The following is a 22,341-nucleotide window of genomic DNA, read 5'->3' on the forward strand; positions in this document are numbered from 1 at the left end:
TCGCATCCATCTCGGGGTAGAGTGTGCGCATGAACGCGCACGGCCTTTCCTCCGCTGACAGCGACGGCGGTCCCGCACTGTTCCGACTGGTGCGTTTCTGGTCACGCCGGTGGATCAACAGCGCCTCGGAAGAGCAGACCGGGGAGACCCGCCACGTGCAGCACATCCTGGCCGTGGAGGCAGTCGACACGGGCAAGGACGCCACCGAGGAGGCCACCGTGGGCACCGTGGCCCACCAGCTCGGCCTCGACCACTCTGGGGCCAGCCGCATCGTCAAGGACGCCACCAAGGCGGGCTACCTGGCCCGCGCCTCGTCCGAGTACGATCGCCGGCGCGCGTCGCTGCAGCTCACCGCACACGGCGAGAACCTCCTGGCGGGCTCGCGCCAGTGGCAGCGCCACGCCTTCGACGAGCTCACCGTGGGGTGGGACGACCACGACCGCCGGCAGTTCGCCTCCTACCTGAAGCGGCTGGCGGACGAACTCGGCATTTAACCCTCCGCGCGAACAGACCCCTCAGGACAGACAGGTCATGACCACGCGCGGCGCCACCTCGATGCCCAGCTCACGCTCATGCTCGACCAGCGCCCGCAGCTCGAGCCCCCACTCCGCCTCGGGCAGCACGGAGAAGCCGTGCCGCACGTACCAGGGCGCGTTCCACGGCACGTCCCTGTAGGTCGTCAGCGTCACCGCAGGCGCGCCACAGGCCGCCGCGTGGTCGCGTACCGCCGCGACGAGCCGCCCGCCGATCCCCTGCCGCATTCGCGACGGGTGTACGGCCAGCTGATCCAGATGCAGGTTGCCGTCGACCCAGCCGATCAGTGCGAACCCGGCCGGCGGATCCCCCTCGACCAGCACCACGGCCGGGTCCGTGACCTCTTCGATCATGGTCGTGCCCGGCGGGAAAACGATCCCCACCTGCTCGAACAGCCCGTCCGCCGCCAGCTCCACAGCGACCAGCCCGGGCAGCTCACCCGGCTCGGCCCATCGCGTCATGCCGACACGGTCTCACGTTTGGCCTGGTTCGCGCCTCTGGATATTAATGTGGTGAGCAGGCCGGCTGTGCGGAGCCGGAATCCTCCTCCTCACGTCGTGCCCATGACCCGCGTCAGGTTGTGGGCATGATGTGCGTTCAGAGGTCGAGCAGTGGCTCCAGGCCGACGGTCAGGCCGGGCAGCTCGCGGACCCGGCGCACACCGAGCAGCACGCCCGGGGTGAACGCCGCGCGGCTCATCGTGTCGTGCCTGATCGTGAGGATCTCGCCGTCGCCGCCCAGCAGCACTTCCTGGTGCGCGATGAGCCCGCTCAGCCGTACGGCGTGGACGTGGACGCCGCCGACGTCGGCGCCGCGCGCTCCGCCGAGCTCCGTGGTAGTCGCGTCGGGCATCGCGCCCAGCCCGGCCTTGGCGCGCGCCTCCGCGACCAGCTCAGCGGTGCGGCGGGCGGTGCCGGAGGGCGCGTCGGCCTTGTTGGGGTGGTGCAGCTCGACGATCTCGATGGACTCGAAGTGCTTGGCCGCCTGCTGGGCGAAGTGCATCATGAGCACGGCGGCGATGCCGAAGTTGGGGGCGATCAAACAGTTGGTCCCGGGGAACCTGGCCAGCCACCCGCGTACGGTCTCAAGCCGCCCGGCGTCGAAGCCGGTGGTGCCGACCACCGGGTGGACACCGTGCGCGATCGCCCACTCAAGGTTGCCCATGACGACGTCGGGATGGGTGAAGTCGACGACCACCTCGGCGCCCTGGAGCCCCTCGATGGCGTCGTCCTTGTCGAGCGCGGCCACCAGCTCCAGGTCGGAAGCCGCCTCTACCGCCTTGCACACCTCGAGGCCCACGCGACCGCGCGCGCCCAGCACACCTACCTTGATCACAGGTCAACCCTATACCGGATGACGTGCGCGGGACCTCCGGGGAGGTCCCGCGAGCGTCGTCAGGCGATGGCGCCGGAGAAGTCCTTGTCGCCGTAGGGGCCGATCACGGCGAGCGTGAGCGGCCGGTTGAGGACATCGGTCGCGACCTCGGCGATCTGGTCCGGGGTGACGGCCTCGATCCTGGCGAGCACCTCGTCCACGGACAGCAGCTCGTCGTAGACCAGCTCGTTCTTCCCGATCCGCGACATGCGCGAACCGGTGTCCTCCAGGCCGAGAACCAGCCCGCCGCGCATCTGCCCCTTGCCGCGCATGATCTCGTCGGCGTCCAGGCCGTCGTCCACGACCCGGACGACCTCGTCGCGGCAGATCTTGAGCACGTCGTCGATCTTCGACGGCAGGCAGCCCACGTAGATGCCGAACTGGCCGGTGTCCGCGTAGGCCGAGGTGTAGCTGTAGGCGGAGTAGGCCAGCCCGCGCTTCTCCCTGATCTCCTGGAAGAGCCGCGACGACATGCCGCCGCCGAGCGCCGCGTTGAGCACGCCGAGGGCGAAGCGCCGCTCGTCCGTACGGGACATGCCGGTCGTACCGAGCACCAGGTTGGCCTGTTCGGTGGGCCGGTCGAGCACCTTGACCATCGACCGCGTCCGCGCGCCCGGCCCGCTCGTGCGGGGCGGATCGGCCTCCAGCGGGCCACCCAGCGCACCCGCCCGCTCGTAGGCGCGGGCGACCAGCTCGACGACCTCCTCGTGCCGGATATTGCCGGCGACGGAGACGACCGTGCGACGCGGCTGGTAGTGCCGCTGGTAGTACTCGGCGATCCGGTCGCGGGGGAGCTCGTTGATCGACTCGACCGTGCCGAGGATGGGCCGCCCGATCGGCGAGTCGCCGTAGAGCGCCGCCGCGAACTGCTCGTGCACGACATCGGACGGGTCGTCGTCGTGCATGGCGATCTCTTCGAGGATCACCCCGCGCTCGGACTCGACGTCGTCGGGGGTGATCAGCGAGCTGGTCACCACGTCGGCGAGCACGTCCACCGCGACCGGCAGGTCCTCGTCGAGCACCCGGGCGTAGTAGCAGGTGTATTCCTTGGCGGTGAAAGCGTTGATCTCACCGCCGATGCCCTCGATGGAGGCCGAGATCTCCATGGTGTCGCGGGTGGGGGTGCCCTTGAAGAGCAGGTGTTCGAGGAAGTGGGTGGCCCCCATGTGCTGGGGGTCCTCGTCACGCGAGCCGATGCCGACCCACATGCCGACCGCGACACTACGCACGGTCGGCATGGTCTCGGTCACCACGCGCAGCCCACCGGGAAGGACGGTGCGCGTCACGACCCCGGCCCCGTCACGGCCGGGGTGCAGCGTGGTGGTTGTCACGAGTTGCGGTCGTCTCCATCGGATCCGTCGGCGCGCGGTGCGCGCACACGGGTGCGGGTACGGCGCGGCCGGTCGTCACGCGGCTTGTCGTCCGAAGCGGCCGGAGCCTCGCCGGAACCGGAACCGGAAGCGGAGTCGGCGGAGGAGTCCGCGTCGCCCTTGGCCTCCTTCTCGGCGGCCTCCTTCTCGATGACCTCGACCGGGACCAGGGATAGCTTGCCCCGGCCGTCGATCTCGGCGATCTCGACCTGGACCTTCTCGCCGACGCTCATGACGTCTTCCACGTTCTCGATGCGCTTGCCGCCGTGCAGCTTGCGGATCTGGGAGACGTGGAGCAGGCCATCCTTGCCGGGCATCAGCGAGATGAACGCGCCGAAGGCGGCGATCTTCACGACCGTGCCCAGGTAACGCTCGCCGACCTCGGGCATGTGCGGGTTGGCGATGCCGTTGATCACCGTGCGGGCGGCCTCGGCGGACGGGCCGTCGGTGGCGCCGATGTAGATCGTGCCGTCGTCCTCGATGGTGATCTCGGCGCCCGTGTCGTCCTGGATCTGGTTGATCATCTTGCCCTTCGGGCCGATGACCTCGCCGATCTTGTCCACGGGGACCTTGATGGTGATGATGCGCGGCGCGGTCGGGTTCATCTCCGCCGGGGAGTCGATCGCCTCCTGCATCACGTCGAGGATCGCCAGGCGGGCGCCCTTGGCCTGCTTCAGCGCGGCGGCCAGCACGGAGGCGGGGATTCCGTCGAGCTTGGTGTCGAGCTGGAGCGCGGTGATGACGTCCTTGGTGCCGGCGACCTTGAAGTCCATGTCGCCCATGGCGTCCTCGGCGCCGAGGATGTCGGTCAGCGTGACGTACTGGTCACCCTCGCCGATCAGGCCCATCGCGATGCCCGCGACCATCTCGCGCAGCGGCACACCGGCGTCGAGCAGCGCCATCGTGGAGGCGCAGACCGAGCCCATCGAGGTGGAGCCGTTGGAGCTGAGAGCCTCGGAGACCTGGCGGATCGCGTAGGGGAAGTCCTCACGCGCCGGTAGGACCGGGATCAGCGCCCGCTCGGCCAGCGCCCCGTGACCGATCTCGCGGCGCTTGGGCGAGCCCACCCGGCCGGTCTCACCGGTGGAGTAGGGCGGGAAGTTGTAGTTGTGCATGTAGCGCTTGGTCCGCTCGGGGTTGAGCGTGTCGATGACCTGCTCCATGCGCAGCATGTTGAGGGTGGTGATGCCCAGGATCTGGGTCTCGCCACGCTCGAACAGCGCCGAGCCGTGCACCCGCGGGACCACGTGGACCTCGGCGGACAGCGCGCGGATGTCCTTGGTGCCGCGGCCGTCGATGCGCAGGCCCTCCTTGATGACCCGCTCGCGCATGAGCTTCTTCATCACCGAGCGGAAGGAGGCGGAGATCTCCTTCTCCCGGCCCTCGAACTCGGGGAGCAGCTTCTCGGCGGCCAGCGACTTGACCTTGTCGAGCTGGGTCTCGCGCTCCTGCTTGCCGGGGATGGTCAGCGCGGCGGCCAGCTCGGTCTTGACCGCGCTCTCCACGGCCGCGTAGACGTCCTCCTGGTAGTCGAGGAAGACGGGGTATTCGGCGGTCTCCTTGGCCGCGACCCGCGCGACCTGCGACTGCGCCTCGCACAGCACCTTGATGAACGGCTTGGCGGACTCCAGGCCCTGCGCGACCGTCTCCTCGTTGGGCGCCACGGCGCCCTCGGCGACCAGCTTGAGCGTGTCCTTGGTGGACTCCGCCTCGACCATCATGATCGCGACGTCGCCGTCGGCGAGCACCCGTCCGGCCACGACCATGTCGAACGTCGCGCGCTCCAGCTCGTGGTGCGTCGGGAAGGCGACCCACTGGCCGTCGATCAGCGCGACGCGGACGCCGCCGATCGGGCCGGAGAACGGCAGCCCGGCGAGCTGGGTGGACAGCGAGGCGGCGTTGATGGCGACCACGTCGTAGAGGTGGTCGGGGTTGAGCGCCATGACCGTGGCGACGACCTGGATCTCGTTGCGCAGGCCCTTGACGAACGACGGGCGCAGCGGCCGGTCGATCAGGCGGCAGGTGAGGATGGCGTCCTCGGAGGGACGGCCCTCACGGCGGAAGAACGAGCCGGGGATGCGTCCCGCGGCGTACATGCGCTCCTCGACGTCCACCGTCAGCGGGAAGAAGTCGAGGTTTTCCTTGGGCGACTTCGAGGCGGTGGTCGCGGAAAGGACCATGGTCTCGTTGTCGAGATAGGCGACGGCGGAGCCGGCCGCCTGACGCGCGAGACGACCGGTCTCGAACCGGATCGTGCGCGTACCGAAAGAACCGTTGTCTATGACGGCTTCAGCGGTGTGGACACCCTCCACGGGGGACCTCCTTGGTCAGTCAGTCTCCCGCGCCCTCTTTCTCACCGGCACCCTCGTTAGGTGCAGCGCCGGTCTTCGATCGAAGCGCCCGGTCAGATACGACTGTTACCGGAAGCCACTACCGAGGACCGGCCCGCATGCGTCGCGGGTCGCTTGGTGCTTGTGCGGACGCGGGGGGCTCTAAGTGTGTCTTGGATATTCAGTTGTCCGGCGCTCGACGCGCCGGTCTCACAACGGAGAAGGGAGCGACGCGAACGCCGCTCCCTCTCACTCTATCGGCGCAGGCCGAGCCGCTCGATGAGCGCACGGTAACGCGCGATGTCGACCTTCTGCAGGTACTTCAGCAGGCGGCGCCGGCGCCCGACGAGCAGGAGCAGGCCACGACGGCTGTGGTGGTCGTGCTTGTGCGTCTTCAGGTGCTCGGTCAGCTCGCTGATGCGCTTGCTGAGCAGCGCGATCTGCACCTCGGGCGACCCGGTGTCACCGTCGGCCGTCGCGTACTCGGCGATGATGGTCTTCTTGGCAGCGGTGTCGAGGGACACGGCTCTCCTTTGAGCTACGGGCACGCGCGGATGGATAATTGATGCGAACGACCGTGCGTGCCTACAGTCGCCGCGGCGAAGGCCGTCAGAGCAGCGCGCAGCGCCGCCGTCACTGGACCGACATGCAAGGTTACCACCGCGGTCAAGCTCCGCGTCATCAATCCTCAGCCCGAGGTCAGCCGCCGGGCCTGGTCGACGTCTGCGTGGATCTGCGCGATGAGCTCCTCGATCGAGTCGAATCGGGTGTTTCCCCGCAGTCTCGCGCCGAAGTCTACCGCCACGTGCACGCCGTACAGCTCCAGGTCGTCGCGGTCCAGCGCGTACGCCTCGACCGTGCGCGGGACGCCCTCGAAGGTGGGGTTGGTGCCGACGGAGATGGCGGCGGGCCAGCGCTCGCCCTCGTAGGCGGTGGGCAGGTTGGCGACGGGCACGCACTCCAGCCAGCCCGCGTAGACACCGTCGGCGGGGATGGCCGTGTGGGGCTGCGTCTCGACGTTGGCGGTGGGGAAGCCGAGCTGGCGTCCACGCTGGTAGCCGCGTACGACCACGCCCTCCACCCGGTGCGGGCGGCCCAGGTCCGCCGTGGCGCCCTCGACGTCGCCGGCCACCAGCCGCTCGCGGATCTCGGTGGAGGAGACCCCGTCGCGCAGCGGGACCACCTCGACGGTGAAGTCATACTTCTCGCCGAGCGCGGCCAGGGTCTCGGTGTCGCCGGCCGCGCGGTGGCCGAACGTGAAGTTCGCCCCCACCACGACCACGGCGGCCCGCAGCCGGTCGGCGAGCATCGACTGGGCGAACTCGCCGGGGCTCATCCTGGACAGCTCCAGCGTGAACTCCTCGACGCACACCTCGTCGACGCCCAGCCCGGTCAGCAGCTCCGACCTGCGCCTCGGGGTGGTGAGCCGGGCCGGGTGGGAGCCCGGCCGGACGACCTCGCTGGGATGCGGCTCGAAGACGACCGCGACGCTGCGGAGACCGCGTTCCCGGGCGGCGGCCACGGCACGCTCGACCACCCGCTGGTGCCCGCGGTGCACGCCGTCGAACACGCCGATCGTGACGACGGACCTTCCCGAACCCTGCACGCCCGGCCCCATTCGCTTGTGGCGGATCAATCCCCCACCAGCCTGCCATGCGGCGCCGCGTGAGCTCCAATCGAGGGGGTACGATCGGCCGCACCATGCCTCGATACGCACTTCTGATCCTGCCTGCCTACAACCGGGTCTACGGCGAGAGCTCGGTCCGCCTGACCCTCGCCGAGCTGGCCGTCTTCGGCCGGCGAGCCCTGCGGACCGAGGTGTCGGCCGCCGAGGAGCGGGTGATCGGCGGCCTGCCGTACGTGACCTTCGAGACGGCCGCGCCGCTCGCCGACGGCGACATCGCGCTGCTGTCCAACCTCTCGTCGGTCTACGCGCTCTACGGGATCGAGGGCGAGCTGCTGCGGCCGCTCACCATGGCGCCGCTCGACCGGCTCAGCAGCGATTTGATCACGATCCAGAAGTACGCCGGCAAGACGAACGAGCACTTCACCAAGCTGCTGCTGAACGTCACGGTGCTGGCCGGCGACCGGCGGCTGGACGAGCGGCTGTCGGTGTTCGACCCGCTGTGCGGGCGCGGCACCACGCTCAACCAGGCCCTCATGTACGGATATGACGCCTATGGGGTTGATGTCGACGGTAAGGACTTCGAGGCGTACTCCGGCTTCCTCAAGACCTGGCTGAAGAACAAGCGGTTCAAGCACACGGCCGAGACCGTCCCCGTACGACGTGAGCGGGCACTGGTCGGCCGGCGGCTGAACATCGCCTTCAGCCCGTCGAAGGAGGCGTTCAAGTCCGGCGACACGCAGCGCGTCGCCGTGGTCAACGCCGACACCCTGCGCAGCCGCGAGTTCTTCAAGCCGCACTCCTTCGACGTCGTGGTGACCGACACCCCCTACGGCGTGCAGCACGGCAGCAGGGGCGGCGGCGGGCTGTCCCGCAGCCCGCTGGAGCTGATCAGGAAGGCCGCGCCCGTCTGGGCGGAGCTGCTGCGGCCCGGCGGCGCCATCGGCATCTCGTGGAACACCTATGGCGGCACCCGCGACGAGCTGGCCGGGATCCTCACGAAGACGGGGCTCGACGTGGTCGATCTGCCCGACTTCGAGCACTGGGTCGACCAGGCGATCGTCCGCGACATCATGGTGGCCCGCAAGCCATAAGAGATCGGATCCCTTCTCGCTTCCGACAGCTCACGTCACCGCTCTTGACGAGTGAGTGTGGTAAGTGATCCCATGAATCCTGATAGGAAAGTTTCCTAATCAGGAGGAATCCATGCGATTACTCACCACGGGCGCGCTAGCCATCGGATTACTCGTCCCGGCCCTGCCCGCCTCGGCCGACCCCGTGGAGTCCGGACCTTGGACCTCATACGAGCCGACGTTCACCGTCCAGGAGCGGGGTTGCGGTGATGTCAGCGACCTGACCTTCAAGCTGAACTGCTCCACCGGCAGCGGCGACCAGCGAGCCGAGCGGCGCTACGCCACCTACTCCAGCGGCACCCGCCAGTTCGAGGGCTACTTCAAGATCACCAGTCTCGAAGGAACCCGCATCAGCCTGAAGCAGACGTTCAAGACGACGGGCCCGTTCTTCATGCTCGCCGTCGAACGCGGCGGCCGGCTCTACTCCGTGCACGGCGGCGACACGATCGCCACCGGCGCCACGATCGGCACGACGGTCCGCGTCAACACCGTTCATGTGGTCGGCAGCACCCATCGGACCTACATCAACGGGTCGCTGAAGCACACCGTGTCGAGTGAGAGCGGCAGCTTCTACGACAAGTTCGGCGCCTACCGGACCGGTAGCGGCAAGGGTCCCGCCACGGTCGAGTGGAGCGGCATCCAGTTCTGGCGCAAGTAGCGGCGATGAGAGCAGCCCTGGTGGCGTTGCTCCTGCTCGCGGCCGCCTGCGCGACTCCACGGCAGGCGCCGGTCCAGCTGACGGCCACGCTCGTGTCGCCGACCGACATCACGCTGCGCTGGGCGGGTCGCGATCCGGACGCCTCCGGGCAGGTCATCGAGTTCGCCACCGAGCCAGGGGGTCCGTACACGATCCTGGGGTTCCTGCCGCCGGAGCAGACCACGTACACCCATCCTGATCTGATCCCGCGCACGCCGTTCTACTACCGGGTGCGGCCCTACTACGGGCAGGCCTCCACCCCGGTCGACGTGGCGCTGGGCGGCGGGCCGTACGCCAAGCCGGAATCCGGCTGGTCGCAGCCGCGGACGATCCCCGGCGGCCCGAAAGGGGCGCGGCCGGTCAGGAGCGAGGGAGCGGCGCCGTCGGACCTGACGGCCACCGTCACGCAGGCCGACGGGGTCGCGTTCCGGTGGACCGACCGGACCGCCGACGAGGAGGGCTTCCTGCTGGAGGACCGGCCGTCGGGCCGGCCGGACTTCCGCGTGGTCGCCGCCCTAGATCCGGACGTCAACGCCTTCGGCCTGATCACGCTGCCCGAGGAGAGCCGCGCGTCCTACCGGGTGCGCGCCTTCCGCTACGAGCCGCCATCGAACATCGTCCATCAGACGACCAAGGGCTAAGAAATGAACTTTAGGAAATGAATACGGCCAGGGGCTTGGCGATGCGGCCCTGCTCCTCCACCAGCGCGAGCAGTTCGCCCTCCGGCCCGAACACGCCGATCGGGCCCTTGCCGAGCCCCGCCGCGGGCAACCGCCCGCCGTGGCTGACGACCCTGGCCTCCTCGGCGGTGAGGTCCCAGCGCGGGAACGCCGCGGACACGGCCTCCCCGATGGGCAGGATCACGCACTCCTCGGTCAGCCGCTCGATGGTCCTGGCCCGCGACAGGTCGTACGGGCCGACCCGGGTGCGGCGCAGCGCCGTCAGATGCCCGCCGACGCCGAGCCCGGCGCCCAGGTCGCGGGCCAGCGCGCGGATGTAGGTGCCGCTGGAGCAGGTCACCACGGCGTCGATGTCCATGACGTCGTCGTGCGCCCTGATGTCCAGCACCGAGAACTCCCGCACGGTGACGGGCCGCGCGGCCAGCTCGACGTCCTCACCCGCACGGGCCAGCTTGTACGCCCGCTGCCCATCGACCTTGATCGCGCTGACCTGTGGCGGGACCTGCATGATCTCGCCGGTGAGCGCGTCGACGCCCTTCTGAACCGCGGCGGGGTCAACCTCGGCCGCCGGGGCCGTCGAGGTGACCTGGCCTTCGGCGTCATCGGTGTTGGTGGTCACACCGAGCCGGATCGTGGCCTCGTAGACCTTCTCGGTCAGCGCCAGGTGGCCGAGCAGCCGGGTCGCCTTCTCCACGCCGACCACGAGCACCCCCGTCGCCATCGGGTCGAGCGTGCCCGCGTGGCCCACCCGCCGGGTGCCGGCCAGCCGCCGCAGCTTGGCCACCACGTCGTGGGACGTCCACTCGGCGGGCTTGTCCACGATGATCAAGCCGCTCTCGGCCATCAAGCTACTCCGTCCGCGTTCGCGAGCAGCGCGCGGAACGCCGCCATGGTGTCCTCGACACTGACGTGCGAGGTGAATCCGGCCGCGTTGTGGTGGCCGCCACCGCCCAACTCGGCGCAGATCGAGCCGACGTCGACCGCGCCCTTGGAGCGGGTCGACACCTGCCAGGCTCCGTGGTCGTCCTCCTTGAGCACCGCCGCCACCTCGGCCTCGTCAGTGCGCCGCACGATGTCGATGAGACCCTCCAGTTCCGCGTACGGCAGCCCGTACGCGGCCCGGTCTACCCGGGGGACATACGTCCACACCAGGTGGTCCTCCAGCGACACCCGGTCGAGCGCGGCGGCGAGCACCTTGAGGTAGCCGAACGGGGAACGGTCCCACAGCTCGCGGGCGATCTCGTCGGTACGCAGCCCAGTGGCGACCAGCCGGGCGGCCATCTGGTGCACTTCGGGCGTGGTCGAGGAGTAGCGGAACGAGCCGGTGTCGGTCACCAGCCCGGCGTACAGGCAGGTGGCGATGTCACGGTCCAGGCTGCCGCCAAGGCGGTAGATCAGCTGCTCGGCCAGCACGGCCGTGGCGGCGACGTGCGGGTCGATGAGGCTGAGTGTGCCGAAGCCGGTGTTGGACAGGTGGTGGTCGATCACGATGACCTCGTGGGCCTTGGCCGTGTTGGCGCCCAGCAGGCCCAGCCGGTCGGGCGTCGAGGAGTCGAACGTGATCATCAGCTCCGGCTCCGCCGGGACGTCGGCCGGCGGCACCAGCAGGTCCTGGCCGGGCAGGAAGCGCAGCAGGCGCGGCACGGCGAACTGCCGGTCGCCGAAGGAGGCGACGACCCGCTTGCCCAGGGCGCGCAGCACCGAGCCGGTGGCCAACATCGAGCCGAGCGCGTCGCCGTCCGGCGACACGTGGCAGGCCAGCGCGATCTCGTCGGCCTTGCCGATCAGGTCCAGCGCGCGCCGCCAGGCGGGCTCGGGGATCACCGAGCCGGAGGGCGGCAGCGCGCCCTCCGGGCCGGTGGGCGGCAGGGCCGGACTGAGGCCCTGCCCCAACGTGCCCGGATCCACGCGGGACGGGCGACCGGTTCTGTCACGCACGTCGGGCGTCACGTCGCCGGCTGCCCGTCCTCGTCAGGCTTGCCGCTGAGGTCCGGCTCGTCGTCCTCCTCCGGCTTGCGGTAGGGGTCCGGGTCGCCGGCGTAGGCCGCGCCCTCAGCCTTGCGGGCCACCTCGGCGTCCCTCGCCTTGGCCGCGTTGATCAGATCGTCGAGCTGGCGCGCGCTGTCGGGCAGCGGGTCGTGCTTGAACTCCAGCAACGGCGTGAAGCGGACACCGGTCTGCCGGCCCACCTCGGAGCGGATGATGCCTCTAGCGCTCTCGAGGGCGGCCGCGGTGTCGGCCCGCTCGGCGTCGGAGCCGAACACCGTGTAGAAAACCGTGGCCTCACGCAGGTCCGCGGTGATGCGCGTGTCGGTCACGGTGACGAAGCCCAGGCGCGGGTCCTTGATCCGGCGCTCCAGCATCTCAGCGACGATCTGCTGGATGCGGTCGGCGAGCTTGCGCGCTCGTGCTGCATCCACCATGTTCGCTCCCCCTCACGCACGACCCGGAGGTCGTGCAGTCGTTCAATCTTCGTCGTTGTAAAGCCGATGTCTGGCCGACAGCAACTCGATCTCGGGGCGGAAGGCCACCAGACGCTCGCAAGCATCCAATACCTCTTTGCAGTTGCCCGCCGACGCCGAGACTACGGCGATGCCGACCTCCGCCCTGCGGTGCAGGTCGAGATGGCCGGTCTCGGCCACCGCGACGCCGGGAAAGCGTCTGTGCAACTCGGCGACCAGGGGTCGCACGACGGAACGCTTCTGCTTCAGCGAATGTACGTCACCGAGCAGGATGTCCAGGGTCAGAGCACCCACATACATCGTTGGTAACCACCGCTTGTCCTGGTGTGTGAAGCGCACCCCGGCCCCGCTGCGGTGGAAAGCAGGTCCAGGCGTGCGAGAGGCGCCCGGCGGATGGTCCGCCGGGCGCCCGGCCGCGTGTTACGCGCGCGGCTTCTCCCGCATCTCGAACGTCTCGATGACGTCGTCGATCCGGATGTCGTTGTAGCCGACCCCGATACCGCACTCGAAGCCCTCGCGGACCTCGGTCGCGTCGTCCTTGAAGCGACGCAGCGACGAGACGGTCAGGTTGTCGGCGATGACAACGCCATCGCGGATGATCCGGGCCTTGCTGTTGCGCACGATCGTCCCGGAGCGGACCAGCGAACCGGCGACGTTGCCGATCTTCGGCACCTTGAAGACCTCGCGGACTTCGGCGGTGCCCATCTGGACCTCTTCGAACTCGGGCTTGAGCATGCCCTTGAGCGCCGCTTCGATCTCCTCGATCGCCTGGTAGATGACCGAGTAGTAGCGGATGTCGACGCCCTCGCGCTCGGCCAGGTCGCGCGCCCGGGGCTCAGGCCGGACGTTGAAGCCGATGATGACCGCGTTGTCGTCGGCGACGGCCAGGTTGACGTCGTACTCGGTGATCGCACCGACGGCGCGGTGCAGGACACGGAGCCTGACCTCGTCGCCGACATCGATCTTGAGCAGGGCGTCTTCCAGGGCCTCCACCGAGCCGGACACGTCACCCTTGATGATGAGCTTGAGCTCGTCGACGCGACCCTTCTCGAGGTTGCTGAACAGCTCCTCAAGGGTCAGGCGACGGCTCGACTTCGCCATGTCGGCGCTGCGCTTGCGCGCCGCGCGCTGCTGGGCGATCTGGCGGGCCATCCGGTCGTCGGTGACGACGATGAAGTTGTCACCCGCTCCCGGCACGGCCGTCAGACCCATCACCAGGACCGGACGGGACGGCGTGGCCTCTTCGACCAGGTCGCCGTTGTCGTCGAGCATCGCCCGGACGCGGCCGTAGGCCTCGCCACAGACGATCGAGTCGCCGACGCGCAGCGTGCCGCGCTGGACCAGGACGGTCGCGGTCGGGCCGCGGCCCTTGTCGAGGTGAGCCTCGATCGCGATGCCCTGAGCGTCCATCGCCGGGTTGGCGCGCAGGTCGAGCTCGGCGTCCGCGGTGAGCAGGATGGCCTCGAGCAGCTGCTCGATGCCGGTCCCGTTCTTGGCGGAGATGTCGACGAACAGTGTCGAGCCGCCGAACTCCTCCGCCACCAGGCCGTACTCGGTGAGCTGGGCACGGACCTTGTTGGGGTCGGCGCCCTCCTTGTCGACCTTGTTGACCGCGACCACGATCGGCACGTCGGCCGCCTGGGCGTGGTTGAGAGCCTCGATCGTCTGCGGCTTCACACCGTCGTCGGCCGCGACCACCAGCACCGCGATGTCGGTCGCCTTGGCACCACGGGCACGCATGGCGGTGAACGCCTCGTGACCCGGGGTGTCGATGAAGGTGACCTTGCGCTCTTCGCCCTCGTGCTCGGTGGAGACCTGGTAAGCGCCGATGTGCTGGGTGATGCCACCCGCCTCGCGCGCCACCACGTTGGTCTTGCGGATGGCGTCGAGCAGCTTGGTCTTACCGTGGTCGACGTGACCCATGACGGTCACGACCGGCGGACGCGCGGCCAGGTCGGCCTCGTCGCCCTCGTCCTCGCCGAACTCGATGTCGAAGGCCTCGAGAAGCTCGCGGTCCTCCTCCTCCGGGCTGACGACCTGGATGTTGTAGTCGAGCTCGGAGCCGAGCAGCTGCAGCGTCTCCTCGTTGACCGACTGGGTGGCCGTCACCATCTCGCCGAGGTGCAGCATGATCTGCACCAGCGCGGCGGGGTTGGCACCGATCCGGTCGGCGAAGTCGGACAGCGACGCACCGCGCGGAAGGCGGATCGTCGCGCCGTTGCCACGAGCGACCTGCACGCCACCGATCGCCGGGGCCGACATGTTGTCGAACTCCTGGCGCCTCTGGCGCTTGGACTTGCGGCCACGCGTGGGACGGCCACCGGGGCGACCGAACGCGCCCGCCGTGCCGCCACCGCGACCACGACCGCCACCACCGGGACGACCGGCGAAACCGCCGCCGCCACCGGGACCACCGGTGCTCGTGCCCGGACGACCGGCGCCACCGCCGCCACCGGGACGGCCGGCGAAACCGCCGCCACCGCCACCGGGACGACCGCCGCCGCCACCGCCGCCAGGACGGCCACCGCCGCCACCGCCACCGGGACGACCGCCGCCGCCACCGCCACCGGGACGGCCACCGCCGCCGCCACCACCGGGACCGGCGGGACGACCCTGCGGCATCATCATCGGGTTGGGACGCGGACCGCCGGGACGGGGACCGCCCGCACCGGGACCGGGACGCGGACCGGCCGCACCGGGCGGACCAGGACGCGGGCCACCGGGACGGGGACCGCCCTCGCCGCCACCACGACCCTGCGGGGGACGCGGGCTCGCGCCGTCGCGCGGCGGACCGTCACGACGCTCGCGCTGCCCGGGACCGCCACTGGGGGCACCGTCACGGTTGCCACCGGGACGCGGCGGCCGGGACTGGCCCATGCCGCTGGCGTTGGAGGAGAACGGGTTGTTGCCCGGACGCGGGCCGCGCGGACCCGGCTTGGGACCGCCGGGACCCGGACGGGGACCGCCGCCGGACGGGGCGCCACCGGTACGCGGAGCCGCCGGACCGCCGCCGCCGGAGGGCGCGCCGGAACGCGCCGCGGGGCCGGGCTTGGGACCCGGACGGGCGGCGGGACCGGGACGCGGGCCCGGAGCGGGGGCGCCCGGAGCGGGCGCGGGACGGGTGCCGCTGTCGAAACGCGCCTGCGGGGCGCCGGAGGTGTCGCCACGCTCGGCCTCAGGCTGCGGCTGGTGTGGCATCGGCACCGGCGGGCGCGGCTGACTGCTGACCGCGGGAGCCGGCGCGGGCGCCGGAGTCGGGGCCGGGGCAGGAGCCGCGGGACCCGGACGGGGACCGGGCCGGGGACCCGGACCAGGACGCGGAGTTGATGTTGGGGTCGGCGCCTCCGCGACGCCGTTACCGGCCTGGCTGTCCGCCGGCCGGGGAGCAGCCCTTGGCGGCTGCGGCTTGGACGACGAACCGCCGCCCCTAGAGGACCCACCCTTGGATGCGCCCAATGCTTCGGTGAGCCTGCGGACCACCGGCGCCTCGATGGTGGAGGACGCCGAACGGACGAACTCCCCCATCTCCTGGAGCTTGGCCATGACGACCTTGCTCTCTACGCCGAACTCCTTAGCGAGCTCGTATACCCGGACCTTCGCCACTGCACTCCCTTACTCGGCCCGGGAGGCTGGCTGTGCCGTCCGGACCGTCGCTACCTTGACGTCTTCATCGCCGCGTGCTCATCAGGCGCTCATAGCAATCTGACTCCGCCCATCAACTCGGCGTCCTACATGACATTTCGTGGTTCTCCTTCTCCAGGTGCGCCCGCACTCGCGAGATGTCAAGCGGCCCCGGCACGCGGAACGCGCGCAGGAACGCTCGGCGACGCTCGGCAAGCTCCAGACACTTCTTGGTCGGATGCAGTGACGCACCTCGACCAGGAAGACGTCCTCGCAGGTCAGGGATCACGTGATCCTCGACCCGCACCAAGCGGAGCAGGTCGGACTTAGCCGTACGGACCCTGCAGCCCACACAGGTGCGCTGTGGAGCCGCGTGGCCACCATATTCCAGCTTACCGTGTTGACGCATCTACGGAACCGGCAGCATCCTCGGCCTGGGTGTCAGGCCGGATGTCGATCCGCCATCCCGTGAGCCGGGCGGCAAGCCGGGCGTTCTGCCCCTCTTTGCCGATGGCCAGGGAAAGCTGGTAGTCGGGCACGGTGACCCGCGCGACCCGGCCTTCGAGATCGAGGACCTCAACGTGGGAAACGCGGGCGGGCGACAGGGCATTCCCCACGAACTCGCCGGGGTCCTCTGACCAGTCGATGATGTCGATCTTCTCGCCGTGCAGCTCGGTCATCACGTTGCGCACGCGCGAGCCCATCGGGCCGATGCACGCGCCCTTGGCGTTGACGCCCTGCCTGCGCGACCTGACCGCGATCTTGGTGCGGTGACCGGCCTCGCGGGCGACGGCGGCGATCTCCACCGTGCCGTCGGCGATCTCCGGCACCTCCAGCGCGAACAGCTTCTTGACCAGGCCAGGATGGGTGCGCGACAGCGTGACCGAGGGGCCCTTGTGGCCCTTCTTCACCTGCACGACGTAGGCGCGGATGCGCTCGCCGTGCACGTAGTCCTCGCCGGGCACCTGCTCGTTGTGCGGCAGCACGGCCTCGATCTTGCCGAGGTCGACCAGCACCACGCGCGGGTCCTTGCCCTGCTGGATCACGCCGGAGACCAGCTCGCCCTCGCGGCTGGCGAACTCGCCGAAGTTGATCTCGTCTTCGGCGTCGCGCAGCTGCTGCAGGATGACCTGCTTGGCGGTGGTCGCCGCGATCCGGCTGAAGTTGCCCGGCGTATCGTCGAACTCCCTGACGATCTCGCCCTCGTCGTCGAGCTCGGCGGCGTAGATGGTCACGTGCCCGCTCGTCCTGTCGAGCTCCGCCCGCGCCTTGGGCGCGGCACCTTCGGTGCGGAAGTAAGCGATCAGCAGCGCGTCTTCGATCGCCTTGACGACCAGGTCGAAGGAGATGTCCTTCTCCCGCTCCAGGCTGCGCAGGACGCTCATGTCGATGTCCACGAGGCTTTCCCCTTAGCCTTCGTCGCCGTCGACGTCTTCGTCGTCGAACCGGCGGAACTCCACCTGCACCCGTCCACGGGTCAGGTCCTGATAGTCGAATCGGCGATCCGCGCCGTCGACGTCGAGCTCGACGCCGCTCTCGTCAGCGGAGCGCACTCGGCCCTCCACCACGGAACCATCTCTCATCTCCGCCTTCACCAGCCGCTTGGCCGCGCGCCGCCAGTGACGCGGCTCGGTCAGCGGACGGTCGACGCCCGGCGAGGAGACCTCCAGCGTGTAGGCCGACTGGCCCATCGCGTCGGTGTCGTCGAGCGCCGCGGAGACGGCCTGGCTGACGTCGGCCACGTCGTCGAGGCTCACGCCGCCGTCGCGGTCGACGATCACACGGAGCAGCCGGCGCTTGCCGGCCTGGGTGACCGTGACGTCCTCCAGGTCGAGGCCCTCCGCGCTGACGACGGGCTCAAGGAGCTTCCTCAGGTGGTCGCGGGGTGATGCGCTGCCCATATCGACCTCCCTATTGTCATGTCTCAGCCGGGCGGACCTCGCCTCTGGCTCACTTGCCGCCTGGCTGCTCAGCCAGCTACGACAGTTGACACCCTATCTGTACGAGGGCACGAAGAGAGCGCCACTCGGCACGGGCGAATGGCGAGCGTCGCCTGACACTGGGAGCGGGCGCAAGACCGTACGATGCTATCTGCGTTCCGTTTACAGGAGGTCCCTGCCCGTGCGCCCGCGTTTCCTATCACGGCGAGCCGTGCTGGCGGGCGGAGCGGCGGCCGCGGCTCTGTCGGGATGCGGCGCGTCCGACGTCCCCCAGCCGTCGCCCACCCCGGCGGAGGATCCTGAGCGGGTGCTGCTGCGGCAGCTGATCGCCGACAAGGAACACACGATCGCCCTCTACTCCACGTTGATCGCGGCCGGTCAGACCAAGCTGACGCCGTTCCGCGACCGCCACCAGGCGCACCTCGTCGAGCTGCGCAAACGCCTGCCCGGCGGCTCCCACACGGCCACTCCGGCGCCCCGGAGCTCTCAGACGGCCACTCCGGCGCCCAAGACGTCGCTGTCGCGGCTGCGCGACGCCGAGCGCAAGTCGGCGGCGCTGCGCGTGCGTCAGCTCGCCGGCGTCTCGCCGCCACTGGCCCAGCTCATCGCCAGCATCGGCGCCTGCGAGGCCGCCCACGCCCTGGCTCTGCCGAGGTCGGCGTGATGACGCCGGCCGATGTGGAGAAGCTGCGTAAGGCGCTGGCGGCCGAGCATGCCGCCGTCTTCGCGTACGGGCTGATCGGCGCGCGCACCACGGGCTCGCTGCGCTCGCGGGTCACGACGGCGTTCGACGCCCATCGGGCCAGGCGCGACCAGTTGCGGGCCGCCATCACCGCCCGGGGCGGCACGCCGTCCGAGCCGGAGGCGGGCTACACCCTGCCGATCGTGCCGTCCACGTCGGCGGAGGCGATCCGCCTCGCGGTCTACGTGGAGACCGGCATCACGGCGGCCTATCTGGAGCTGGTGGCGTCGGACGACGCGTCGCTGCGCCGCTACGCCGCCCTGGCCATGCAGGAGTCGGTGAACCGCTCCTACGGCTTCCGCCCGGTGGTCACCACGGCCTTCCCCGGCATGTCGCGGCCCACCGGTTGAGCGCCGCTCACCGCGCGCCGTGACGGGCCGCTCATCGGACGCGGTGACGAGCCGCTCTCCGGGCCCTTTGATCCCCGGTCAGCGGTAGAGGACCGCCAGCAGGTCGGAGCCGAGGCGTTCGATCGCCTCGGCGTCGAGCTGGTAGTAGACCACCGAGCCCCGCCGGTGCACGTGCACCAGGTCGGCCTCCCTCAGGTGGCGCAGGTGCCTCGACACCTGTGGCGCGGTCATGCCCAGCTGGTTGGCGAGCTCGGCCGTGGCCACCGGGTTGCGCAGAATGGCGTAGCAGAGCTTGAGCCGGGTCGGGTGCTGGAGCACGGCCAGCCGCTGCCGGGCGGTCTCCAGTGACAGCCCGGCGGAGGTGCCCACGCCGTACTGGATGGCCACGGGATAGCCCGGGTAGTGCTTGACCACGAAGTGCGGCCGGCCGTACAGGCTGGGTACGAGCAGGCAGGGGCGGTCGGCGCCGATGGGGACGGTGGCGTTGTAGAGCTTGTCCAGGACGATCCTGCCGCCGCCCTCGACGGCCGTGGCGGTGGGGAAGTCGGCGATCGCCAGGGGGCCGCGTACGGCGATCGCCCGCTCGCGCCCGGCGGCCTCGGCGGCCAGCGCCGTCCGCAGCCCCGGCCAGTCCGCCTCGAACGCCGCGGCGGCGAAGTCCGCCAGGAAGCCGGTCAGCTCGCGCCTGAAGCCCTCGGGGTCGTCGTGCACCCGGGTGCCGAGCTCCACCCTGCTGGAGGAGATCAGCCTGAGGCGCTGGAGCACGTTGCCGCCCAGACCGGCGCCGTTCTTGCCGACGAGCGCCTGGAGGGTCATCGCGGTGAAGTCGCCGATCGGCAGCGCCTCGATCTCGGCCAGCTCGTCCTCGAGCGTCCTTGCGCGGCCGGCCGACAGCGGCAGCAGGTAGCGGGCCCGGAACGCGCTCCACAGCGGGGCCCACGCCGTGGCCCTGGCCAGTAGGTCCTCGTCGATCTCGGTGTGGACCCTGCCCACCCAGCGGGCCGCCGCGGGGTGGTGTCCCGGCTCGTCGAGCGCGTGCAGGCAGGCGCAGAGCTCGGCCAGCGGCGAGACACGAACGGTGATCGAGGCCGAGTCGGTGGAGGACAGGAGGAGCGTGACAGGCACCCTGTACATTACCGCGTTGGCGACAATCTCCTTGTCCGAAACTGGATATATGTCCAGGCTGTGGCGCCATGGCCAAGGCACTACACGAAACCGGCGGAGTCAAGCACCCCAAGGAGTTCTACTTCAGCGGCTCCACCACGATCTTCGCTTCCCGATACGACCAGCGCTTCTCCTACTGCCTCTACGTGCCGACGGCCCACTCGCCCGACGGCCCGCCGGTACCGCTCGCCGTGATGCAGCACGGGACGGGACGGCGCGGGCCGCAGTACCGCGACAACCTCGCCGAGTGGGGTGAGCAGCAGGGCTGCCTGGTTCTGGCGCCGCTGTTCCCCGCGGGCATCGAGGACTCGGAGGACCTGCACGGCTTCAAGTTCATCCACTACCGCGGCATCCGCTTCGACCATGTGCTGCTGGCGATGGTCGACGAGGTCGGCGAACGCTTCAACGTCGACACCCGGCGATTCCTCCTGCACGGCTTCTCCGGCGGCGGTCAGTTCGCCCATCGGTTCGCCTACCTGCATCCGGACCGGTTGTCCGGCGTGTCAATTGGTGCACCAGGGCGGATATCGTACATCGACTGGGACAGCCCATGGTGGATCGGGCTCAAGGGGTTCGAGGAGGAGTTCGGCCAGCCGCCCAGGATCGAAGAGCTCGGGGCGGTGCCGGTACAGATGGTCGTGGGTGCCGAGGACGTCGAGACCTGGGAGATCAACAACCAGGGCGACGCCAACTGGATGGACGGCGCCGACGCCTACGGGACCACCCGTGTCGAACGGCTGGCGGCGCTGCGTGACAACTTCGCCGCGCACGGCATCAACGTCCGGTTCGACGTCGTGCCAGGCGTCGCGCACCAGCCGATGAGCGTGCTGGAGCCGGTCAAGGACTTCTTCACCTCGATCCTCACCCCCCGGGAGAACTCATGAAGGTCATTGTTGCCGCCGCCGCCCTGACGGTCCTGGCCACCGGTTGCGCGGTCGGCGAGAGCACCGCGGCGGGCGCCGAATACCCGAGCAAGCCCCTGACGATCATGGCGCCGGGCAGCCCCGGCGGCGGCTGGGACACCCGTGCCCGCGGCATCGCCGGCGCGCTCAGCCAGTGCAAGATCACCACCGCGAAGGCCACGGTCGTCAACGTCCCCGGCGCGGGCGGCACGATCGGCCTCGCCCAGTTCGCCAAGAGCAAGGGCGACCCCTACCAGCTCATGGTCATGGACAGCGCGACCATGCTCGGCGGCATCGTCAACAACCACTCGCCCGTCGACCTGACCACGCTCACCCCCATCGCGGGGCTGAGCAGGGGGCCGAGCGCGATCGTGGTGCCGAAGTCGGCGCCGTACGAAGACCTGAAGTCGCTGCTCGCCGCGATGAAGAAGGACCCGCACGGCGTCAAGTGGACCGGCGGCTCGCTCGGCGGCCCCGGGCAGATGACGGTGGCGGGGCTGGCCAAGGGCCAGGGCATCGACGCCAAGCAGGTCAACTACGTGCCCACGTCGGGCGGCGGCGAGTCGATGAACCTGCTGCTCAGCGGCGCCGCCACAGCGGGCATCGACACCGTCGCCGAGCTCCGCGCGCAGCTCCAGGCCGGAGAGCTCAGGGCGCTCGCGGTGGACGGCGACAAGCGGATCGAGGGCGTCGACGCGCCGACGCTGAAGGAGCTCGGGCTCTCGGACCAGGCCATCTCCACGATGGCCGGCGTGCTCGCCCCGGCGGGGCTGTCGGCCGCGCAGCAGCAGGACATCGTCAAGATGGTCGACAAGATGCGGCAGACGTCGTGCTGGCAGCAGGTGCTCAAGCAGAACAACTGGGTCGACGCCTGGACCCCGGGCGACTCGTTCAAGCAGGTCCTCACCGAGCAGCGCGGTCAGATCACCACCATCCTCGGCGAGCTTGGACTGGGCAAATGACCACCCGGCTCGTGTCGGCCGGGTTCCTGGCGGTCGCGCTGGTCGTGCTGGCGCAGGCGTTCATGATCCCCGACAGCGGCGGCTACCAGGCCGTCGGCCCCCGGGCCTTCCCGCTCCTGGTCGGCATCGGCATGGCGGTGGTGGCGGTGATCGGGGTGGCGCAGGCGTTCCGCGCTCCGGTGAGCAGCGAGGGAGAGAGCGAGGACGAGGGGATCCACTGGCCTCCCGTGCTGCTCCTCATCGGCACGCTCGCCCTGTACGCGGCCCTGCTCGTGCCCGTGGGCTACTGGCAGGCCACCACGCTGTTCTTCGTCGCGGTCGCCCGGGTGCTCGGCAGCCGCAAGCTGGTCCGCGACCTGGTCGTGGGCCTGCTGCTGGCGCTGGCGACGTACCTGCTGTTCGACCGGGTGCTGGGCATCACTCTGCCGCCCGGCCTGATCAGATTGGCGATCTGAG

Annotated in this window: 24 protein-coding genes; 9 read left to right on the forward strand and 15 right to left on the reverse strand. The window is 70.0% G+C overall.

The genetic code is table 11. The annotated features are described in order from the left end of the window. Positions 1-29 precede the first annotated feature (29 nt). Positions 30-494, forward strand: a complete 465-nt coding sequence (locus ACGFNP_RS58140; RefSeq protein ID WP_393333343.1) for a MarR family winged helix-turn-helix transcriptional regulator — start codon at positions 30-32, stop codon at positions 492-494. A gap of 21 nt (positions 495-515) precedes the next feature. Here the strand turns inward: ACGFNP_RS58140 and ACGFNP_RS58145 are convergent, their stop codons facing one another. The 6 genes from ACGFNP_RS58145 to ACGFNP_RS58170 form a co-directional block, all read right to left on the reverse strand. Next, positions 516-995 carry a GNAT family N-acetyltransferase gene (locus ACGFNP_RS58145; RefSeq protein ID WP_358338447.1) on the reverse strand — a complete coding sequence of 160 codons (480 nt, stop codon included), beginning with the start codon at positions 993-995 and terminating at the stop codon, positions 516-518. Between the two features lie 136 nt (positions 996-1,131). Further along, on the reverse strand, positions 1,132-1,869 hold the full coding sequence (dapB, locus tag ACGFNP_RS58150) for a 4-hydroxy-tetrahydrodipicolinate reductase (protein ID WP_358338450.1): 738 nt from the start codon (positions 1,867-1,869) through the stop codon (positions 1,132-1,134). Between the two features lie 59 nt (positions 1,870-1,928). After that, positions 1,929-3,239 (reverse strand): pitrilysin family protein, encoded by a 1,311-nt coding sequence (locus tag ACGFNP_RS58155; RefSeq protein WP_358338453.1) that lies wholly within the window; start codon positions 3,237-3,239, stop codon positions 1,929-1,931. Beyond that, a complete protein-coding gene (locus ACGFNP_RS58160) occupies positions 3,236-5,590 on the reverse strand; it encodes a polyribonucleotide nucleotidyltransferase (protein ID WP_393333347.1) in 2,355 nt (784 codons plus the stop codon). The genes ACGFNP_RS58155 and ACGFNP_RS58160 overlap by 4 nt, the downstream gene beginning before the upstream one ends. A gap of 272 nt (positions 5,591-5,862) precedes the next feature. Beyond that, a complete protein-coding gene (gene rpsO, locus ACGFNP_RS58165) occupies positions 5,863-6,132 on the reverse strand; it encodes a 30S ribosomal protein S15 (protein WP_214642971.1) in 270 nt (89 codons plus the stop codon). Positions 6,133-6,296: 164 nt separating this feature from the next. Further along, positions 6,297-7,226, reverse strand: a complete 930-nt coding sequence (locus ACGFNP_RS58170) for a bifunctional riboflavin kinase/FAD synthetase (RefSeq protein WP_393333611.1) — start codon at positions 7,224-7,226, stop codon at positions 6,297-6,299. 83 nt (positions 7,227-7,309) lie between these two features. Here ACGFNP_RS58170 and ACGFNP_RS58175 point away from each other — a divergent pair, with 83 nt between their 5' ends. The 3 genes from ACGFNP_RS58175 to ACGFNP_RS58185 all read left to right on the forward strand — a co-directional run bounded on the left by ACGFNP_RS58175 (position 7,310) and on the right by ACGFNP_RS58185 (position 9,703). Beyond that, the gene (locus ACGFNP_RS58175; protein WP_393333349.1) at positions 7,310-8,326 is read left to right on the forward strand and encodes a TRM11 family SAM-dependent methyltransferase; all 1,017 of its coding nucleotides are present in this window, start codon (positions 7,310-7,312) and stop codon (positions 8,324-8,326) included. Positions 8,327-8,438: 112 nt separating this feature from the next. Next, a complete protein-coding gene (locus tag ACGFNP_RS58180) occupies positions 8,439-9,023 on the forward strand; it encodes a hypothetical protein (RefSeq protein WP_358338461.1) in 585 nt (194 codons plus the stop codon). Positions 9,024-9,028: 5 nt separating this feature from the next. Further along, a complete protein-coding gene (locus tag ACGFNP_RS58185) occupies positions 9,029-9,703 on the forward strand; it encodes a fibronectin type III domain-containing protein (protein ID WP_393333352.1) in 675 nt (224 codons plus the stop codon). A 10-nt stretch (positions 9,704-9,713) separates the two neighbouring features. Here the strand turns inward: ACGFNP_RS58185 and truB are convergent, their stop codons facing one another. The 8 genes from truB to rimP form a co-directional block, all read right to left on the reverse strand. Further along, complete coding sequence (gene truB, locus ACGFNP_RS58190; protein ID WP_358338467.1) at positions 9,714-10,586, reverse strand: tRNA pseudouridine(55) synthase TruB; 873 nt, start codon at positions 10,584-10,586, stop codon at positions 9,714-9,716. Beyond that, positions 10,586-11,680 carry a bifunctional oligoribonuclease/PAP phosphatase NrnA gene (locus ACGFNP_RS58195; RefSeq protein ID WP_358338470.1) on the reverse strand — a complete coding sequence of 365 codons (1,095 nt, stop codon included), beginning with the start codon at positions 11,678-11,680 and terminating at the stop codon, positions 10,586-10,588. Before ACGFNP_RS58195 ends, truB begins: the two co-directional genes overlap by 1 nt. Before the next feature lie 8 nt (positions 11,681-11,688). After that, positions 11,689-12,165, reverse strand: coding sequence for a 30S ribosome-binding factor RbfA (gene rbfA / locus ACGFNP_RS58200; protein WP_219538720.1), 477 nt, complete (start codon positions 12,163-12,165; stop codon positions 11,689-11,691). A 42-nt stretch (positions 12,166-12,207) separates the two neighbouring features. Then, positions 12,208-12,504, reverse strand: a complete 297-nt coding sequence (locus ACGFNP_RS58205; protein WP_219538722.1) for a DUF503 domain-containing protein — start codon at positions 12,502-12,504, stop codon at positions 12,208-12,210. A gap of 120 nt (positions 12,505-12,624) precedes the next feature. Beyond that, positions 12,625-15,807, reverse strand: coding sequence for a translation initiation factor IF-2 (gene infB, locus ACGFNP_RS58210; protein WP_358338473.1), 3,183 nt, complete (start codon positions 15,805-15,807; stop codon positions 12,625-12,627). A 112-nt stretch (positions 15,808-15,919) separates the two neighbouring features. After that, on the reverse strand, positions 15,920-16,234 hold the full coding sequence (locus ACGFNP_RS58215; protein ID WP_393333357.1) for a YlxR family protein: 315 nt from the start codon (positions 16,232-16,234) through the stop codon (positions 15,920-15,922). Then, entirely contained in the window at positions 16,218-17,222 is a 1,005-nt protein-coding gene (nusA, locus tag ACGFNP_RS58220; protein WP_308127551.1) for a transcription termination factor NusA, read from the reverse strand. The genes ACGFNP_RS58215 and nusA overlap by 17 nt, the downstream gene beginning before the upstream one ends. A gap of 12 nt (positions 17,223-17,234) precedes the next feature. Beyond that, positions 17,235-17,726: a ribosome maturation factor RimP gene (gene rimP / locus ACGFNP_RS58225; RefSeq protein WP_219538728.1), complete on the reverse strand. Its 492-nt coding sequence runs from the start codon at positions 17,724-17,726 to the stop codon at positions 17,235-17,237. A 220-nt stretch (positions 17,727-17,946) separates the two neighbouring features. Between rimP and ACGFNP_RS58230 the strand changes: the two genes are divergently transcribed. Together ACGFNP_RS58230 and ACGFNP_RS58235 are read left to right on the forward strand one after the other, a co-directional pair. Beyond that, positions 17,947-18,429, forward strand: coding sequence for a hypothetical protein (locus ACGFNP_RS58230; protein ID WP_393333361.1), 483 nt, complete (start codon positions 17,947-17,949; stop codon positions 18,427-18,429). After that, complete coding sequence (locus tag ACGFNP_RS58235; protein WP_358338488.1) at positions 18,429-18,857, forward strand: ferritin-like domain-containing protein; 429 nt, start codon at positions 18,429-18,431, stop codon at positions 18,855-18,857. The genes ACGFNP_RS58230 and ACGFNP_RS58235 overlap by 1 nt, the downstream gene beginning before the upstream one ends. Before the next feature lie 78 nt (positions 18,858-18,935). Here the strand turns inward: ACGFNP_RS58235 and ACGFNP_RS58240 are convergent, their stop codons facing one another. Next, positions 18,936-19,982 carry a DUF5937 family protein gene (locus tag ACGFNP_RS58240; protein ID WP_393333364.1) on the reverse strand — a complete coding sequence of 349 codons (1,047 nt, stop codon included), beginning with the start codon at positions 19,980-19,982 and terminating at the stop codon, positions 18,936-18,938. A gap of 68 nt (positions 19,983-20,050) precedes the next feature. Between ACGFNP_RS58240 and ACGFNP_RS58245 the strand changes: the two genes are divergently transcribed. The 3 genes from ACGFNP_RS58245 to ACGFNP_RS58255 are packed head-to-tail and all read left to right on the forward strand — an operon-like array spanning position 20,051 to position 22,340. Continuing rightward, positions 20,051-20,905: a PHB depolymerase family esterase gene (locus ACGFNP_RS58245; RefSeq protein WP_358338493.1), complete on the forward strand. Its 855-nt coding sequence runs from the start codon at positions 20,051-20,053 to the stop codon at positions 20,903-20,905. Next, positions 20,902-21,885 carry a Bug family tripartite tricarboxylate transporter substrate binding protein gene (locus tag ACGFNP_RS58250; RefSeq protein ID WP_393333367.1) on the forward strand — a complete coding sequence of 328 codons (984 nt, stop codon included), beginning with the start codon at positions 20,902-20,904 and terminating at the stop codon, positions 21,883-21,885. Before ACGFNP_RS58245 ends, ACGFNP_RS58250 begins: the two co-directional genes overlap by 4 nt. Next, positions 21,882-22,340 carry a tripartite tricarboxylate transporter TctB family protein gene (locus ACGFNP_RS58255; protein WP_393333370.1) on the forward strand — a complete coding sequence of 153 codons (459 nt, stop codon included), beginning with the start codon at positions 21,882-21,884 and terminating at the stop codon, positions 22,338-22,340. Before ACGFNP_RS58250 ends, ACGFNP_RS58255 begins: the two co-directional genes overlap by 4 nt. Position 22,341: the final 1 nt, after the last annotated feature.

The sequence above is a fragment of the Nonomuraea sp. NPDC049269 genome, assembly GCF_043197155.1.
Lineage (GTDB): Bacteria > Actinomycetota > Actinomycetes > Streptosporangiales > Streptosporangiaceae > Nonomuraea.

Bases quoted from the DNA above. Each gene is read 5' to 3' on its own strand.
- rbfA (WP_219538720.1), bottom strand. From the start codon at position 12,165: ATGGTGGATGCAGCACGAGCGCGCAAGCTCGCCGACCGCATCCAGCAG.
- ACGFNP_RS58185 (WP_393333352.1), top strand. From the start codon at position 9,029: ATGAGAGCAGCCCTGGTGGCGTTGCTCCTGCTCGCGGCCGCCTGCGCG.
- ACGFNP_RS58250 (WP_393333367.1), top strand. From the start codon at position 20,902: ATGAAGGTCATTGTTGCCGCCGCCGCCCTGACGGTCCTGGCCACCGGT.
- ACGFNP_RS58175 (WP_393333349.1), top strand. From the start codon at position 7,310: ATGCCTCGATACGCACTTCTGATCCTGCCTGCCTACAACCGGGTCTAC.
- ACGFNP_RS58205 (WP_219538722.1), bottom strand. From the start codon at position 12,504: ATGTATGTGGGTGCTCTGACCCTGGACATCCTGCTCGGTGACGTACAT.
- ACGFNP_RS58245 (WP_358338493.1), top strand. From the start codon at position 20,051: ATGGCCAAGGCACTACACGAAACCGGCGGAGTCAAGCACCCCAAGGAG.
- ACGFNP_RS58145 (WP_358338447.1), bottom strand. From the start codon at position 995: ATGACGCGATGGGCCGAGCCGGGTGAGCTGCCCGGGCTGGTCGCTGTG.
- ACGFNP_RS58180 (WP_358338461.1), top strand. From the start codon at position 8,439: ATGCGATTACTCACCACGGGCGCGCTAGCCATCGGATTACTCGTCCCG.
- rimP (WP_219538728.1), bottom strand. From the start codon at position 17,726: ATGGGCAGCGCATCACCCCGCGACCACCTGAGGAAGCTCCTTGAGCCC.
- ACGFNP_RS58255 (WP_393333370.1), top strand. From the start codon at position 21,882: ATGACCACCCGGCTCGTGTCGGCCGGGTTCCTGGCGGTCGCGCTGGTC.
- ACGFNP_RS58170 (WP_393333611.1), bottom strand. From the start codon at position 7,226: ATGGGGCCGGGCGTGCAGGGTTCGGGAAGGTCCGTCGTCACGATCGGC.
- truB (WP_358338467.1), bottom strand. From the start codon at position 10,586: ATGGCCGAGAGCGGCTTGATCATCGTGGACAAGCCCGCCGAGTGGACG.
- ACGFNP_RS58140 (WP_393333343.1), top strand. From the start codon at position 30: ATGAACGCGCACGGCCTTTCCTCCGCTGACAGCGACGGCGGTCCCGCA.
- ACGFNP_RS58215 (WP_393333357.1), bottom strand. From the start codon at position 16,234: ATGCGTCAACACGGTAAGCTGGAATATGGTGGCCACGCGGCTCCACAG.
- ACGFNP_RS58235 (WP_358338488.1), top strand. From the start codon at position 18,429: ATGACGCCGGCCGATGTGGAGAAGCTGCGTAAGGCGCTGGCGGCCGAG.